17 protein-coding genes are annotated in these 14,623 nt (G+C 70.8%); 11 read left to right on the top strand and 6 right to left on the bottom strand.

Features of this window, described 5'->3' with window-relative positions:
• The first annotated feature begins 30 nt into the window (after nt 1-30).
• Complete coding sequence (locus ABD151_RS07105; protein WP_343992740.1) at nt 31-1,245, top strand: globin domain-containing protein; 1,215 nt, start codon at nt 31-33, stop codon at nt 1,243-1,245.
• Between the two features lie 67 nt (nt 1,246-1,312).
• Here ABD151_RS07105 and ABD151_RS07100 read toward each other — a convergent pair whose 3' ends face one another.
• Entirely contained in the window at nt 1,313-1,702 is a 390-nt protein-coding gene (locus ABD151_RS07100) for a VOC family protein (RefSeq protein ID WP_343992739.1), read from the bottom strand.
• Nucleotides 1,703-1,781: 79 nt separating this feature from the next.
• Between ABD151_RS07100 and ABD151_RS07095 the strand changes: the two genes are divergently transcribed.
• Nucleotides 1,782-2,513: a TetR/AcrR family transcriptional regulator gene (locus ABD151_RS07095; protein WP_343992738.1), complete on the top strand. Its 732-nt coding sequence runs from the start codon at nt 1,782-1,784 to the stop codon at nt 2,511-2,513.
• A 31-nt stretch (nt 2,514-2,544) separates the two neighbouring features.
• Here the strand turns inward: ABD151_RS07095 and ABD151_RS07090 are convergent, their stop codons facing one another.
• The 4 genes from ABD151_RS07090 to arsM form a co-directional block, all read right to left on the bottom strand.
• On the bottom strand, nt 2,545-3,171 hold the full coding sequence (locus ABD151_RS07090) for a PaaI family thioesterase (RefSeq protein ID WP_343992737.1): 627 nt from the start codon (nt 3,169-3,171) through the stop codon (nt 2,545-2,547).
• Nucleotides 3,172-3,286: 115 nt separating this feature from the next.
• Complete coding sequence (locus ABD151_RS07085) at nt 3,287-3,718, bottom strand: arsenate-mycothiol transferase ArsC (protein ID WP_343992736.1); 432 nt, start codon at nt 3,716-3,718, stop codon at nt 3,287-3,289.
• Nucleotides 3,715-4,794, bottom strand: a complete 1,080-nt coding sequence (gene arsB, locus ABD151_RS07080; protein ID WP_343992735.1) for an ACR3 family arsenite efflux transporter — start codon at nt 4,792-4,794, stop codon at nt 3,715-3,717. The genes ABD151_RS07085 and arsB overlap by 4 nt, the downstream gene beginning before the upstream one ends.
• A complete protein-coding gene (gene arsM / locus ABD151_RS07075) occupies nt 4,791-5,585 on the bottom strand; it encodes an arsenite methyltransferase (protein ID WP_343992734.1) in 795 nt (264 codons plus the stop codon). The genes arsB and arsM overlap by 4 nt, the downstream gene beginning before the upstream one ends.
• A gap of 90 nt (nt 5,586-5,675) precedes the next feature.
• Here arsM and ABD151_RS07070 point away from each other — a divergent pair, with 90 nt between their 5' ends.
• The 7 genes from ABD151_RS07070 to ABD151_RS07040 all read left to right on the top strand — a co-directional run bounded on the left by ABD151_RS07070 (nt 5,676) and on the right by ABD151_RS07040 (nt 10,737).
• Nucleotides 5,676-6,020 (top strand): ArsR/SmtB family transcription factor, encoded by a 345-nt coding sequence (locus tag ABD151_RS07070; protein ID WP_343992733.1) that lies wholly within the window; start codon nt 5,676-5,678, stop codon nt 6,018-6,020.
• Between the two features lie 76 nt (nt 6,021-6,096).
• Nucleotides 6,097-6,519: a pyridoxamine 5'-phosphate oxidase family protein gene (locus ABD151_RS07065; RefSeq protein WP_343992732.1), complete on the top strand. Its 423-nt coding sequence runs from the start codon at nt 6,097-6,099 to the stop codon at nt 6,517-6,519.
• A 57-nt stretch (nt 6,520-6,576) separates the two neighbouring features.
• Entirely contained in the window at nt 6,577-7,455 is an 879-nt protein-coding gene (locus ABD151_RS07060) for a DUF1295 domain-containing protein (protein ID WP_343992730.1), read from the top strand.
• Complete coding sequence (locus tag ABD151_RS07055; RefSeq protein WP_343992728.1) at nt 7,452-8,576, top strand: FAD-dependent oxidoreductase; 1,125 nt, start codon at nt 7,452-7,454, stop codon at nt 8,574-8,576. The genes ABD151_RS07060 and ABD151_RS07055 overlap by 4 nt, the downstream gene beginning before the upstream one ends.
• A gap of 74 nt (nt 8,577-8,650) precedes the next feature.
• Entirely contained in the window at nt 8,651-9,391 is a 741-nt protein-coding gene (locus ABD151_RS07050; protein WP_343992726.1) for a hypothetical protein, read from the top strand.
• Between the two features lie 96 nt (nt 9,392-9,487).
• Complete coding sequence (locus ABD151_RS07045) at nt 9,488-9,736, top strand: DUF4287 domain-containing protein (RefSeq protein ID WP_343992724.1); 249 nt, start codon at nt 9,488-9,490, stop codon at nt 9,734-9,736.
• The gene (locus ABD151_RS07040; RefSeq protein ID WP_343992722.1) at nt 9,733-10,737 is read left to right on the top strand and encodes a hypothetical protein; all 1,005 of its coding nucleotides are present in this window, start codon (nt 9,733-9,735) and stop codon (nt 10,735-10,737) included. Before ABD151_RS07045 ends, ABD151_RS07040 begins: the two co-directional genes overlap by 4 nt.
• Nucleotides 10,738-10,824: 87 nt before the next feature.
• Here the strand turns inward: ABD151_RS07040 and ABD151_RS07035 are convergent, their stop codons facing one another.
• On the bottom strand, nt 10,825-12,279 hold the full coding sequence (locus tag ABD151_RS07035; protein ID WP_343992720.1) for an MFS transporter: 1,455 nt from the start codon (nt 12,277-12,279) through the stop codon (nt 10,825-10,827).
• 60 nt (nt 12,280-12,339) lie between these two features.
• On the opposite strand from ABD151_RS07035, the gene ABD151_RS07030 reads away from it, so the two are divergent.
• Both ABD151_RS07030 and ABD151_RS07025 read left to right on the top strand, forming a co-directional pair.
• Complete coding sequence (locus tag ABD151_RS07030) at nt 12,340-12,825, top strand: MarR family winged helix-turn-helix transcriptional regulator (protein ID WP_343992718.1); 486 nt, start codon at nt 12,340-12,342, stop codon at nt 12,823-12,825.
• A gap of 202 nt (nt 12,826-13,027) precedes the next feature.
• The gene (locus ABD151_RS07025; RefSeq protein ID WP_343992716.1) at nt 13,028-14,602 is read left to right on the top strand and encodes an OmpA family protein; all 1,575 of its coding nucleotides are present in this window, start codon (nt 13,028-13,030) and stop codon (nt 14,600-14,602) included.
• The last annotated feature ends 21 nt before the right edge of the window (nt 14,603-14,623 follow it).

Genomic DNA, 14,623 nt, shown 5'->3' with positions numbered 1-14,623 from the left:
TCGATGAATGCACAACCCTGGGAGGAAACAGTGCTCAGCCCAACCTCGACCGACGTCGTCCGCGCCACCCTGCCGGTCGTCGGCGCCGCCATCGGAGAGATCACCCCGCTCTTCTACGCCAAGCTCTTCGCTGCGCACCCCGAGCTGTTGCGCGACACCTTCAACCGCGGCAACCAGCAGGCCGGCGACCAGCCCAAGGCGCTCGCCTCCTCGGTTGCCCGCTACGCCACCATGCTGGTCGACCCGGCTACCCCGGACCCGGCCGAGCTGCTCTCCCGGATCGCGCACAAGCACGCCTCGCTCGGCGTCCGCGAGGACCAGTACGAGGTGGTGCACACGCACCTGTTCGCGGCCATCGTGGAGGTGCTCGGCGACGCCGTCACGCCCGAGGTCGCGGCGGCCTGGGACGAGGTCTACTGGCACATGGCGCGCGACCTGATCGCGATCGAGCGCGGCCTCTACGCGGCTGCCGGCGTCGACCCCGAGCACGTCTTCCGCGACCTGGTGGTCACCGCCCGGGTCCAGGAGTCGCCGGACACCGTCTCCTTCGTGCTCGCTGACCCGGACGGCGCTCCGCTGCCCGCGGCGCAGCCCGGCCAGTACGTCTCGGTCGGCGTGCGGCTGCCGGACGGCGCGCGGCAGATCCGGCAGTACAGCCTGGTCCGCTTCGGCGGCGATGAGTGGGCGATCACGGTCAAGGCGGTGCCGGCGCGGACGGCCGAGGACGGCACGGCGATCCCGGAGGGCGAGGTGTCGAACTTCCTGCACCGCAACGTCTTCGAGGGCGACACCTTGCAGGTCTCGCCGCCGTTCGGCGACCTGATCCTCGACGACTCCGAGGCTCCGGTGGTGCTGATCTCGGCCGGCATCGGCACCACGCCGATGATCGGGATGCTGCACCACCTCAGCAACGCGGGCAGCCGTCGTCCGGTGACGGTGCTGCACGCCGACCGCTCGCCGTCGCGGCACGCGCTGCGCCGCGACCTCAAGGAGCTGGTCGCCACCATCGACGGCGCCACCCTGGTCCGCTGGTACGAGGACCTCGGCACGCGTGCGCCGCGGGCCGACCTCGCGGCGGGGCTGGTCGACCTCGACGCGGTCGCGGTGCCCGCCGATGCGCAGATCTACCTGTGCGGCCCGCAGCCGTTCATGGAGTCGGTGCATGCCGGGCTGGTCGCCAAGGGCGTGGACGGCGACGCGATCCGCTACGAGGTCTTCGGGCCGGACAAGTGGCTGGTCGGCTGACCCCCCGCTCAATGTGACCGCAGCGCTGCAATTCCTTCGGAAGAGCAGCGCTGCGGTCACATTGGGGTCAGGCGTCGGGGGAGTGGACCCACTGCACGAGCTGCCACACGATGCCGTTGTCGTCGGCGAACTGGCAGTAGCGCTCGCCCCACGGCTCGGTCTCCGGCGCGGTGACGACCTCTGCCCCGGTGGCGGCGATCCGGGCGAACTCGGCATCGAGGTCGTCCACCTCGAAGGCGAGCAGTGTGCCCTGGCCGGCGGATCCGGCGATCCGGGCCGGCTTGAAGGTGGCCAGGCCGGTCTGCAGGAAGATCACGTTGACCCCGGCGCTGGGGTGGGCAAGCGAGACGAAGCCGTCGGAGGACATCGCCTCGGTGAAGCCGAGCTGGGCGGCGAAGCGGGCCGAGGCGGCCGGGTCGGGGACGTTGAGCGAGATGGCGGAGGCGGTGATGTTCATGGTTCCCCTTTGTGCTGAATTAACTACGTACGCCGTACAACGTACAGTGTCATGAAAAGATTCCCGGCATGGAGAAGTCGTGCCCCGTGAGCTGATCGACCTGCTGTGGCGCGACCACCCCGACGCCCCGAGCGGGGGCGCCCGGGGGCCGCGTGCGCGGATCTCGACCGGCTCCGTGGTGGAGGCGGCGATCCGCCTCGCCGACGCCGACGGGCTGGGTGCGGTGACGATCCGCCGCCTTGCTGCCGACCTCGGCGTCTCCACGATGTCGATCTACACGCACGTCAACACTCGCGACGACCTGCTCGTGCTGATGGCGGACGTCGCGCACGGCTCGGCCGCTCCGGCGCCGGAGGGCGGGGCGTCGCCGTCAGCCGACTGGCGCGAGCAGGTGCGCCTGCTGGCCGAGGCGAACCTCGACCTGCTGCGTCGTCACCCGTGGCTGCTGGAGATCGCCGACGACCGCAGCGCGCTCGGGCCGGGCACGATCGCCAAGTACGACCACGAGCTCGCCGCGCTGGCGCCCCTCGGCCTGGACGACGTCGCCACCGATGCCGCGCTCACCTTCGTCCTCGACTTCGTGCGGGCCAGCGCCCGTGCGCTGCGCCCACAGCCGCATGCCGGCGAGCTCGCCGCGAGCTGGCCGCAGTGGGGACCGCGGCTGGCCGGCTACCTGGGCGACGACTTCCCGCTGGCGCAACGGGTCGGCGCCGCCGCCGGCGAGGCCATGGGGGGCGTCGGTGAGCCCTCGCTGGCCTGGAGCTTCGGCCTGGCCCGGGTGCTGGACGGCCTGGCCGCGCTCCGCCCCTAGCGGCCGAGGGTGCAGAAATATCCCCCTCGGGCTATGCGTCGGGGACCTGGATGAAGAGTGCGGTCATGTCGGCACAGAGCCGGTCGCCGTCATGCAGGGTGCCCAGCACGTGCAGCTTGCGGCCGTCGATCTCCTCGACCCAGACCCGCGCGCGCAGTGGCCGGTCGATCGGGGTGAGTGAGCGGTAGTCGACCTTCAGGAAGGCGGTGCGGGCGAAGCCGCTGGTGACCCGGTGCATGGTGGCGTAGCCGGCGAGCTCGTCGAAGAGCAGCGAGATGTTGCCGCCGTGCGCGGAGAGGCGACCGAGGTGGAAGGCCCGGAACACGATCTCGGCGACGACGCCCTCGGAGCCCAGGTCGATGATCTCGAACGGCGGCAGTGACGGGTTGCCGCGGGCCGGCAGGTCCTCGCGCGAGTCGGCGGCGGCGTCGTCCACGGGGACGGCGATCGCCTGCATCCGCTCGACGATCCGGCTCAGGTCGGCGGTCAGCTCGCGAGCCACGTCGTCGCCGGGGGCGATGAACCGGGACGCATCCATCACCGAGCGGACCTGCTCGATCAGCTCACCGAAGCCCGGCCCGCCGCGGTGGGAGTTGCCCCGCGCCCACTTGGGCAGCTCGCTGGTGCGCCCGGCGTCCGCCTGCTGCGTCGATGTCATCCGTCACTCCGTACTGGTCAGCGTTCTCTCGCCGCATCGTCGCAGATCGTCGCCGAGCCGTGAGTCTCGGTCCCAATGTGAGCTGAGCGCGCGAAATTGCCCCGCCGAGGCGCCCTCAGGTCACATTGAGGGGGAGGACGAGGTCTGGCGCCAGCTCGGCCAGCAGGGCGCGCACCCGGGCGTCGATGTCGGCGATGATCGCCCGCACCTCGGCGTCGCTGCGCCCCTTGGGGTCGTCCAGCGGCCAGTCGCGGTAGGTGGCGCCCGGGACGTAGGGGCAGTTCTCGCCACAGCCCTGAGTGATCACCAGGTCGCTGGCCGCGATCATCTCGGCGGTGAGCAGCGTCGGGCGCTCGCGCGAGGTGTCCAGGCCGAGCTGCTCCAGCACCGCGGCGACCTCCGGATGGATCTGCTCGCCCGGCTCGGTGCCGGCGGAGAGCGCGACCACGCGCCCCTGGGCATAGTGCTCGGTGAGCAGGCGCGAGGCCACCGAGCGGCCGCCGTTGGCGCGGCAGGCGAAGACGATGGTGGGGATGGTGGTGCTCACTGTTCTCCTTGTGCAGCAGGCGATTCGGCGAAGAAGCGGCGGCTCCAGAGGCTGACGTAGACCAGCCCGACCAGGATCGGCACCTCGATCAACGGGCCGACCACGCCCGCCAGGGCTTGGCCGCTGGTGGCGCCGAAGACGGCGATCGCCACCGCGATCGCGAGCTCGAAGTTGTTGCCGGCCGCGGTGAAGGCGACGCTGGTGGCGCGTGGGTAGCTCAACCCGACCCGGTGCGCGATCAGCATCGAGCCGCCCCACATCAGCGCGAAGTAGATCACCAGCGGGACGGCGATCCGCGCGACGTCGAGCGGCTGGTCGGTGATCGCCTCGCCCTGCAGGGCGAAGAGGACGACGATGGTGAAGAGCAGGCCGTACAGGGCCCACGGGCCGATCCTCGGCAGGAAGTCGCTCTCGTAGCGCTCGCGGCCGATCCGCGCCTCGCCGATGCGACGGGTCGCGAAGCCGGCGGCCAACGGGATGCCGAGGAAGATCAGCACGCTGCCGGCGATCTCCAGGGGCGAGACGTCCAGGCCGGTGCTGGAGAGGCCGAGCCAGCCGGGCAGCAGGTCGAGGTAGAGCCAACCCAGCAAGGCGAAGGCCACCACCTGGAAGACGGAGTTGAGCGCCACCAGCACGGCCGCGGCCTCGCGGTCGCCGCAGGCGAGGTCGTTCCAGATGATCACCATGGCGATGCAGCGCGCCAGGCCGACGATGATCAGGCCGGTCCGGTACTCCGGCAGATCGGCCAGGAAGATCCAGGCGAGCGCGAACATCATCGCCGGGCCGACGACCCAGTTCAGCACCAACGACAGCACCATCGTGCGCCGGTCGCGGGCGACGTCGCCGATCTCGTCGTAGCGGACCTTCGCCAGCACCGGATACATCATCACCAGCAGGCCGACCGCGATCGGCAGCGAGACCGAGCCGATGGTGACCGCGTTCAGGGCGTCGGCGACGGCGGGCACCCAACGCCCGAGCAGCAGCCCGGCCAGCATGGCCAGGCCGATCCAGACGGCCAGGTACTTGTCGAGCGTGGAGAGCCGGGCCGGGGACGGCGCGGCGACGGTGGCGCTCACGCCGGCTTGGTGGCGCGGATGATCGCGCCGTGCATGCCGGGCACGGCCTCGTGGGTGAACTCCACTTCGGCGTCCGCGAACCCGGCGGCGCGCAGTCCGTCGAGGTACTCCGCGCGCGACAGCGCACCGGCGATGCAGCCCACGTAGGAGCCGCGCTCGGCGCGGTCGGCTGGGGTGAGGTGGTCCTCGGCGACGACGTCCGAGATGCCGATCCGGCCGCCCGGGGTCAGCACCCGGAACATCTCGGCGAGGACTTTCTCCTTGTGGGGCGAGAGATTGACGACGCAGTTGGAGATCACGACGTCGACGGCCTGGTCGGGCAGCGGGACGTCCTCGATGGTGCCGTGCAGGAACTCGACGTTGGTGGCACCGGCCTTGGCGGCGTTGGCGCGGGCCAGCTCCAGCATCTCCTCGGTCATGTCGACGCCGTAGGCGAAGCCGGTCTCACCGACCCGGCGGGCCGAGAGCAGCACGTCGATGCCGCCGCCCGAGCCGAGGTCGAGCACCCGCTCGCCCTCGCGGAGCGCGGCGACCGCGGTCGGGTTGCCGCAGCCCAGGCTGGCGGCGACGGCCTCGGCGGGCAGCTCGCCCTGCTCGTCGCTGCTGTAGAGCACGGCGCCGAACGAGTCGTCGACCTCGACGTTGCCGCTGCAACAGGAGGAGGTGCCGCAGTCGTCGGCCAGCTGCAGGGCGTCGTTGAGCTCGGCGTTGGTGGTGCCGCCGGTGACGGCGATGGCCGCCTCGGCGTAGCGGGCCCGGACCTGCTCGCGGACGTCCTCGGGGGTGGCCATGGCACTTCTCCTGTCAGATAGGCGATCGTCGATGCATCGATCCTTCTCGATGCATCGACGTTTGTCAATGGAACGGGTAGGCTCGCCCCCATGACCTCGCCGCTGCCGCTCCTCGACGCCACCCAGGCCTGCTGCTCCACGGTCACCGGTGGGGTGCTCGAGGTCGACGAGGCCGAGCGGTTGGCGCGGATGTTCAAGGCGCTCGGCGACCCGACCCGGGTGCGGCTGCTCTCGCTGATCGCCGCGCAGCCCGAGCGCGAGGCCTGCATCTGCGACCTCGTCGAGCCCGTCGGGCTCTCGCAGCCCACCGTCTCGCACCATATGAAGCAGCTCGTCGACGCCGGCATCGTGGTCCGCGAGCAGCGCGGCAAGTGGGCCTTCTACCGCGTCGTCGACGACACGTTGGTCGCCCTGAGCGCCGCCCTGCGACCGTGACTGCCACTAGGTGGCGGCTGGCTCCCACATGCTGGGAGCCACGTGCCACCTAACCCGGTGCCGGGAGAATGACCGCATGAGCATCTTCGTGCCCGGCTGGGACGCGTTCCCGGCGAAGCTGTCCGAGTTCTACGCCGAGTACCAGCTGAACACCCTCACCACGCTGCGCCCCGACGGCCGACCGCACGTGGTGCCGGTCGGCGTCACCCTCGACCCGGTGCAGCACTGCGCCTGGATCATCACCCGCGACGGCTCGCGCAAGGTGCGCAACGTCGAGGCCGCGGACGGCGCGGCCCACGTCGCCGTCTGCCAGGTCGACGGCCCGCGCTGGTCCACCATCGAGGGGAGCGCCACCGTGCTGCGTGACGCCGCGTCCCGGGATCGCGCGATCGAGCTCTATGCCCAGCGCTACCGCCGTCAGCCCACTCCGGACGAGCGCCGGATCGCGATCCGGATCGAGGTCGACCGGATCGTGCACGGCGCGATGCTCGACGACTGAGCATCCTGCCCACCTGAACCTGCTCCGCCACGGAGTAGAACTGGTTACAGTTCGAAGATGAGCAGAGCGGAGTCGCTGACCCGGGTCGGGGTCGCCTACGTGGCCGCGATCGGGGCCGGGATCGCGTGGCTGGTCTGGGGTGCCGACACCTCCAGGCTGTGGCTCGACGGACTGATCGCCGACCTGATCGCGACGCTGGTGATCTTCGGCGCGAGCCGGATGCACCGCAACTCCAGCTTCTACGACGCCTGGTGGAGCGTGGCGCCACCGCTGCTCGCGTTCTACTGGTGGCTGGCTGCCGACGCCGGCGTCTCCGATGCGCGCTGGTGGCTGATGATGACGGTGATGCTGGTCTGGGCGATCCGGCTGACCGGCAACTGGCTCTACGGGTTCCCCGGTCTGCATCACGAGGACTGGCGCTACCCCCTGCTCCGCGCCAAGGCGGGCCGGGCCGAGCTCGTCGCCGACCTGTTGGCGATCCACGTCATCCCGACGCTCCAGGTCTTCGCAGCGATGGTCCCGGTCTACGTCGTCGCCACCCGGGCCGAAGAGCCGCTCGGCTGGCTCGACCTGGTCGCCTTCGCCGTGGGCATGGGTGCGATCACGCTGGAGACGGTCGCCGACGCGCAGATGCACCGGTTCGTCGCGACCCGCACACCCGGCGCGGTGATGGATCGCGGCGTCTGGTCCTGGTCGCGACACCCCAACTACTTCGGTGAGTTCGGGGTCTGGCTCTCCTTCGGGCTCTTCGGGCTTGCCGCCGCGCCGGGGAGCTGGTGGGTCCTGCTCGGGGCGGTGGCGATGGCGGTGCTCCTGCAGACCGCGAGCATCCCGATGATGGAGAAGCGCAGCCTCGAGCGGCGCCCCGAGTACGCGGACGTCGTCCGCCGAGTGGCGCGGTTCGTCCCGCGCCCGCCGCGCAAGGTGCCGGGGTGACCCGACCACGGGTGGTCGTCGCCGGACTCGGCGACACCGGGGTGCTGAGCGCGATCCGGCTCGCGCGGTTCGCCGACGTCGTCGCGATCAGTACCAAGCCCGGCTGGCTGAGTGGCCAGGAGCTGGGCCTGCGCCTGGCGCGCCCCGAGCGGTGGCAGCGTGACTACCGCATCGACTTCGACCGGTTCCGTGGGCTGGACGGCGTGCGGATCGTGCAGGGGAGCGCGATCGGCCTGGACGTCGCGGCTCGGACCCTGCGCCTGCGTGACGACGCCGGCATCGAGAGCGAGGAGCCTTACGACGCCTTGGTGATCGCCACCGGCGTCAGCAATGGGTTCTGGCGCGACCCCCGTCTCCAGGGCGCCGGACAGATCGATCACGCACTCGCTGCGGCGCACCGGCGGATCGCGAGCGCTGCGACGGTGGCGATCGTCGGCGGCGGCCCGGCTGCCGCGAGCACGGCCGCGCAGGTGGCGGAGCGGTGGCCGGAGAAGACAGTCCACCTGTACTTCCCGCGCGAGCGCGCGCTGCCGCACCATCATCACCGGGTCTGGTCGCAGGTCGCCGATCGCCTGCAGGGGTTGGGCGTCGCCCTTCACCCGAACCATCGCGCGGTGGTGCCGGCGTCCGCATCGGGGGAGTTGGCCGGTGGTCCGATCCGGTGGTCCAGCGGCCAGCCGGACGCCGAGGCTGACGCCGTGGTCTGGGCGGTCGGCGCGGTGCGACCGCACACGTCCTGGCTGCCCGAGGATCTCCTGGACGAGCAGGGCTTCGTCCGCGTCGCGCCCACCTTGCAGGTGCCTGGCGCGGACGGCGTCTTCGCGGTCGGTGACGTCGCCGCGACCGATCCGCTGCGCACCTCCGCGCGCAACCAGGGGCACAAGCTGGTCGCGGCCAACGTGCGGGCGCACCTGCTCGGCCGCCGGCTGCGCGCGTACCGCCCGCCGGGCCGTCGCTGGGGCTCGGTGCTGGGAGCCCAGGCCGACGGGCTGCAGGTCTTCGCCCCCAACGGCCGGGCGTTCCGCTTCCCCGTCTGGAGCGTGGACCCGGTGCTGCAGCGGTTCGTGGTGCGGCGCGGCATCTACGGCGGCGTCCGACCGTCCCCACCCCGCTCAATGTGAGCTCAGCGCTGGGAATTCGGCCGATAACCAGCGCTGGGGTCACATTGAGCGGGGACGCGCGGCAGGATGTCGGCATGAGCACTCAGCAGCCGATCAGCACGGCCGACCGGATCACCGCCCGCTCGCAGCGGGGAGCATCGGCGCTGGTGCAGTTCGTCGTGCTTGCGGTGGCTGCCGTCGCGGCCACTGTCCTCGGCTGGGTGGTGGCGGGGGTGGACGCGCAGTCGGGCCCGCTCTGGGTCCTCGCCGTGATCCCCGCAGGCATCATCTGCTTCGCCGCGTTCCTTCTGGCGACCACCTGGTCGATGCGTGCTGCGGTGGCCGGGGTGGCGGCACCTCGGGTCGGTGGAGGGGTGCTGCTGGCGGCGATGCTCGCCTGTGGCGCGGCCGCTGTCCTGGTGCGGGCTCAGGGTGACGACGTCCCGCAGTGGGCCTGGGCAGTGCCGGCGGCGCTGGCACTGATCGTCGCGGCGCTCACCCTGCTGGCCGGAGCCCGGCGCCGGCGAGGTGCTGCGAGGCGGGTTCGGCTGCGGTCGGGGCGGCAGGTCGAGGCGACGATCACCGACGACGGCCTCGCGGCGTTCGCGCCGAGCCCCAACCCCAAGATCGCCACGCTCACGGTCATGTTCTACGACAACGCCGGGGCGCAGCGCTGGGTGCGCACGGGTGCGCTGCAGGCACCGGGCCGCCCGCTCGGCGTGGGCGAGATGGCGACACTCTGGTTCGACCCTGCCCACCCGGACGACGTGTCGCGGATTCTGATCGAGGCCGACAACGGCGCATCGCGGATCATCCCGGCCACGGTGAAGTCCTAGCACCAGCAAAGACAGTGGAGCATCGCTGTCACCTGGCGACAGCGATCCTCCACCATCTCGGCTGTGGCTGCAGGCCCCGCTGCTACGTTGCCGAGCATGAGTGAGCATCGGGTGAGTGCCCCGCAGGTCGCGCCGGGGGAGAAGGTCAAGGGCCCTGCGTCCTACTTCCCCAGCATCGAGAAGACCTACGGCCGGCCGATCCAGGAGTGGCTGGACCTCGTCGTGGAGCGGCTCGACGCGGCGAAGCACATGGAGGTCGTGGCCTGGCTCAAGGAGGAGCACAGCCTCGGCCACGGTCACGCCAACGCGATCGTCGCCTACGTGAAGGCTGCGCTGGCCGGATGAGCGTGCGGATCGAGGTGATGGCGAGCTCGGCCCACGGCGGCGCGAGTCACTGGGCAGGCGCGTTCCTCGCCGAGGGGATGCCTGCCGTGGGCGCGGCGATCCGGAAGATCGAGGTCGACCTTCTGGTGCGCAACGAGCCTCGGGCCGCACGGTCGCGCGCGATCGACGCGCCCTTCAGCGAGGCCGAGGAGCAGGCCTGGCTGGAAGCACTCGCGATCGAGGGTGCGATCACTCCGGATCATCCCGAGTGGGGCCGCTTCCACGACCAGGAGCGGGCCAAGGGCAATCGGCTCACGTTCCGGCGCCAGGCCGCGCGCGTCGACGTCCGGGTCGTCAGTGAGGTTTCGGATCTCGATGTCTTCCGGGAGGATCTCGGACCCTACGCGGTAGAGCCTGTCGCGTTCTCTCGGGTGGCACACGAGATCGTGGGTGCGCTGGGCGCGCTCGAGCGTCGGTTGAAGAAGGCCGACGATTTCGATTACGCCGCGTTCAGTGCCCACCTCGCGCAGCGGATCGATGAGCTGCCCGCTACGGCTGCGGAGTTGGAGGAGGCCATTCGCCGGCTCTGGGATGGTAAGCGTGAGGAGTGGAGTGCGATGTCCGAGTGGGACCAACTCGACGTCGACTGGTCGCTCTATGCGCCGAATGCCCGCGAGCTGCTTGACGACCCGCTCTTCTGGGATCCCGCCGACGACGCGGGCCCGCACGGCAACGATGCCGGCTTCGATCTGCTCGCCGACTACCTGGAGCAGAGGCCCGTCGATGCGCTGGCGTTCGTGAACGCGTTCGTCGTTGACGGGGGATACGAGTCGCTGGCGGCGCTCGCCGAAGATGACCCGTACGAGCATGACGACGTCGTGATCGCGGGGGCCTTCGCCGAGATCAAGGGCACCGGTCGGGTGGGCGCCGAGCTGCGGGATCTGGCGCTTCAGGTCATCCAGCGCCGGTCCGCCGACGACCCGAGCCCGTCGTGGGAGCTGCTCCGCTCCGCGCTGGGCTAGCCGGCGGCGCCCCCAAGCCGCTCAATGTGAGTGCAGCGCTGGAGATCGGACCGATCTCCAGCGCTGCACTCACATTGAGCGGGGGTGTTAGGCGGGGTGCTCGATGTGCTCCGCGGCCTCGATGGCGGCCTTGGTCGGGATGGTCGCGGCGACCAGGGCGGCGACCAACGCGACGCCGGCACCGATCAGCAGTCCGGTGCGGAAGCCGGTCTCCGAGGTCAGCTCGTAGCCGCCGTAGTCGTGGGTCATCTGGGCCAGCACAACGCCCACCACGGCACCGGCGATCGAGGTGCCGACCGAGCGCATCAGGGTGTTGAAGCTGTTCGCCGAGCCGATCTCGCTCATCGGCACCGAGCCCATGATCAGGGCGGGCATCGCACCGTAGGCGAAGCCGATGCCGGAGCTGATCACCATCACCGAGAGGGTGATGCCCCAGGTGTGGCCCATCAGCATCGCGGCCATCAGGTAGCCGACGGCGACGATCGCGGCACCGAGGGTCAGCGTCACCTTGGGGTTGCGGGCCGCGGAGAGCTTGGCGCCGAGCGGCGAGACCAGCATCATCATGAAGCCGCCGGGCAGCATCCACAGGCCCATCGCGAGCATGCTCTGGCCGAGGCCGTAGCCGGTCTCCTCGGGCATCTGCAGCAACTGCGGCAGGATCAGCGACTGGGCGTACATCGCGAAGCCGACGACGAGCGCGGCGGCGTTGGTGAGCAGGACGACGGGCCGCGCGGTCACCCGCAGGTCGACCAGCGGGTCGCTGACCCGCAGCTCCCAGAAGCCCCAGGCCACGAAGAGGATCGGCGCAGCGATCAGGCAGGCGAGGGTGAGCGGGTCGCTCCAGCCCCAGTCGGCACCCTTCGAGACGCCGAGCAGCAGGCAGACCAGGCCCGCGCCGAGGCCGATCGCGCCGATCGGGTCGAACTTGCCCTTCGCCTGGGCCGGCGTGGCCGGGACCAGGGTCGCGATCAGCACGGTGACGATCACAGCCAGGCCGGTGGCGCCCCAGAACAGGGTGTGCCAGTCCGAGTGCTCGGCGACCGCCGCCGCGACCGGCAGGCCGAGGGCGCCGCCGACGCCCATCGACGCGCTCATCAGCGCGATCGAGGAGCCCAGCTTCTCCGGCGGGAGCAGCTCCTTGAGAGCGCTGATGCCCAGCGGGACGATGCCCATGCCGACGCCCTGCAGGCCGCGGCCGACGATCATCGGCACCACGGTCGAGGAGAGTGCGCAGATCAGCGAGCCGACGACCAGGACGCTGGCACAGACCAGCATCACCCGGCGCTTGCCGTAGAGGTCGCCGAGGCGGCCGCTGACCGGGGTCGCGACACCCGCGGTGAGCAGGGTGACGGTGACCACCCAGGCGGCGTTGGAGGTCGTGGTGTCGAGCAGGTCGGGAAGCTCCAGGAGGAGCGGCACGACGAGGGTCTGCATGAGCGCCGCGGTGATGCCTGCGAAGGCAAGAACGAAGACGATCGCACCGGCCCGCACCGGCGGAGCCGGGGGCGCGTGCACGTCGCTGTGAGGGGTTGTTGCGGTCATGGATGTGTACGATACACATGGGTTGCACAACCCACAAAATGTGGCTGTTACACTTTCGCCATGCAGCGGGACGAGTTGCCTCTGGACGTCGAGAACGCACTCGACGCGATCGAGTTCGAGGGCATGCTGATGGGGCGGCAGATGTCGCCCCAGAACCATCCCGAGCACACGGTGCTCTCACTCGATCGCAGCGCCTACACGCTGATGAGCCGGATCGAGATCGACGGACCGCTCTCCATTCCGCAGATGACTGCCGCGTTCGCGCTCGACGCCTCCACGCTCAACCGGCAGACCGCCGCGATGATGCGCAAGGACCTGATCCGCCGGATCCCCGACCCGGACGGCGGCATCGCCCGCAAGTTCGAGCTGACGCCGCACGGTCTGGAACTGCTGAACGGCGACCGTGACATCAAGCGCCGCGGCCTGCGCACCATCCTCCAGGAGTGGTCCGGCGACGACGTGACCACCTTCGCCGCCCTGCTGCACCGGTTCAACTCCGACGTCGAGCGCCGCGAGGGCCGGCCCTGGCCGCGTCCGGAGCGCTGAGGCGCTGCTGCGGGTGGCTGCGCCGGACCGCGCCGGGGCCCCGTCTGTGAATGACGCCTGCGACTGACGTCTGCGGACAACGTGCCGCGACGAGTGGCACCAGGTGAACTAGGCCAGTCTCAGGTCCGGCCGTGAGCCGCCGATGGTGCGGATAGGCACGCCGCTCGGGGGCGGCCTTCCTGTCGTCAACGAATGGTTCACCATGTCTCGCACCTCCCTCGTTCGCAAGGCTGCGGCACTGACCGCGGCCGTCGGTGGCCTCGCCGTCGCCGTCACCGCAACCCTCGCCACCAGCGCGGTCGCCGCGCCGTCGCAGGACGCCGCCACGGCGTCGCGTGCGGCGGCCCCCGCGTCGTCGTCCTGGTTCGTCGACCCGCGGACTCCCGCGCAGCGCAAGGCGCAGATCGCCGTGCCCAACAACCCCAAGGCCTACCGCGGCAAGCTGCGCGAGACGCGCGCCGTCTACCGCACCCGGTCCGGCTCGCTGGCAGTGCCGATCCGCAAGGCAGCCGGCCACCAGCTGGCCAAGGGCCAGGCCGTCACCCTCGACGGCGACGGCCTCTTCGCGCGCAACTCGCCGAAGCTGACGGCGGCCGCCAAGCGGCAGCTCACCACGCTCGGTACGTCGCTGGGCAACGCCACCAGCGTCCGCTGCGAGGGCTACACCGACCACTCCGGCTCCAAGAGCCGCAACCGCGAGCTCGCCAAGAAGCGTGCTGCGGCGGTCTGTGGCCAGCTCGTGGCCAACGTCTCCGGACTGAAGGCGAACTCCGTCGGCTACGGCTCGACCCGGCCCGCCGTGGTCGGCGGCACCGTCGCCCAGCGCAAGCTGAACCGTCGCGTCGTGATCGAGATGACCGGCGCCAAGCCGGCCGCACCGCAGGCACAGGTGCCGGGTGCTCCCGAGCTGGTCTACGTGGACCAGGTCCGCAACGGGTTCCGCTACGCCTTCCGTGCCCCGCAGACCGATGGCGGCTCGCCCATCACCGGCTATCAGGTGAGCACCGGCGGGGCGTGGAGCCCGGTGACCTCCGCGCCCCGCCGGATGGCGGCCTCCGGCCCGTCGGCCTGCCTGGCCGATTGCGGCGAGGACCTGATCCGCGGCGACCTCTGGGGCCTGACCACCCTGGCAGAGGTCGAGGTCCAGGTGCGTGCGGTCAACAAGGTCGGTGCGGGTGCGCCGTCCAACGGCATCGACAGCGTCGTGGCCGACCTGCCGGGTGCCCCGACCAACCTGGTCGCCACCGCCTCCGGCACCCAGGTGATCCTGAACTTCAACCTGCCTGCCGGGAACGGCCTCGAGATCTGGGGCTATGAGCTGAAGATCGACGAGGGCGACTGGGGCTATGTGTCGCCGACCTACGGCAGCCTGACCCTCCAGAACCAGACCCCCGGCACGCACGTCTACCAGCTGCGTGCGATCAACATGATCGGCACCGGCGAGGCCTCGACCAGCAACGCGGTCACCATCGCCGCGCCCGGACCGCAGGTCTACCGCTCCGAGTCCTACTACTCGCAGAGCCAGTACTGGACCTCCGCGTTCTTCTTCGAGGTCCCGGGCGCGGTGAGCTACGAGGTGCGCCTCGATGGCGGCGACTGGCTCCCGTTCACGATCGAGTCGAGCAGTCCCAATGGCTCCTACGGCTACATCAAGGACCCGGCCTGCCAGGCCGGCGGGTGCACGATGAACCGCACGGTCGAGATGCGCGCGATCCTGGCTGACGGCCCCGGCGCCGTCGGCAACGCCTTCACCTCCAACTACGTCGTCCTCGGCTGACGAGTAGCCAGCACCGGAACG

Origin of the sequence: Nocardioides dubius (assembly GCF_039528155.1) — a bacterium.
In the GTDB taxonomy this organism is placed as follows: domain Bacteria; phylum Actinomycetota; class Actinomycetes; order Propionibacteriales; family Nocardioidaceae; genus Nocardioides; species Nocardioides dubius.
This window is presented reverse-complemented; position numbering and strand designations above follow the sequence as displayed.

Bases quoted from the DNA above. Each gene is read 5' to 3' on its own strand.
- ABD151_RS07100 (WP_343992739.1), bottom strand. From the start codon at position 1,702: ATGAACATCACCGCCTCCGCCATCTCGCTCAACGTCCCCGACCCGGCC.
- arsM (WP_343992734.1), bottom strand. From the start codon at position 5,585: ATGGCCACCCCCGAGGACGTCCGCGAGCAGGTCCGGGCCCGCTACGCC.
- ABD151_RS07040 (WP_343992722.1), top strand. From the start codon at position 9,733: ATGAGCGTGCGGATCGAGGTGATGGCGAGCTCGGCCCACGGCGGCGCG.
- ABD151_RS07090 (WP_343992737.1), bottom strand. From the start codon at position 3,171: ATGACATCGACGCAGCAGGCGGACGCCGGGCGCACCAGCGAGCTGCCC.
- ABD151_RS07035 (WP_343992720.1), bottom strand. From the start codon at position 12,279: ATGACCGCAACAACCCCTCACAGCGACGTGCACGCGCCCCCGGCTCCG.
- ABD151_RS07030 (WP_343992718.1), top strand. From the start codon at position 12,340: ATGCAGCGGGACGAGTTGCCTCTGGACGTCGAGAACGCACTCGACGCG.
- ABD151_RS07045 (WP_343992724.1), top strand. From the start codon at position 9,488: ATGAGTGAGCATCGGGTGAGTGCCCCGCAGGTCGCGCCGGGGGAGAAG.
- ABD151_RS07070 (WP_343992733.1), top strand. From the start codon at position 5,676: ATGACCTCGCCGCTGCCGCTCCTCGACGCCACCCAGGCCTGCTGCTCC.
- ABD151_RS07025 (WP_343992716.1), top strand. From the start codon at position 13,028: ATGTCTCGCACCTCCCTCGTTCGCAAGGCTGCGGCACTGACCGCGGCC.
- ABD151_RS07050 (WP_343992726.1), top strand. From the start codon at position 8,651: ATGAGCACTCAGCAGCCGATCAGCACGGCCGACCGGATCACCGCCCGC.
- ABD151_RS07060 (WP_343992730.1), top strand. From the start codon at position 6,577: ATGAGCAGAGCGGAGTCGCTGACCCGGGTCGGGGTCGCCTACGTGGCC.
- ABD151_RS07065 (WP_343992732.1), top strand. From the start codon at position 6,097: ATGAGCATCTTCGTGCCCGGCTGGGACGCGTTCCCGGCGAAGCTGTCC.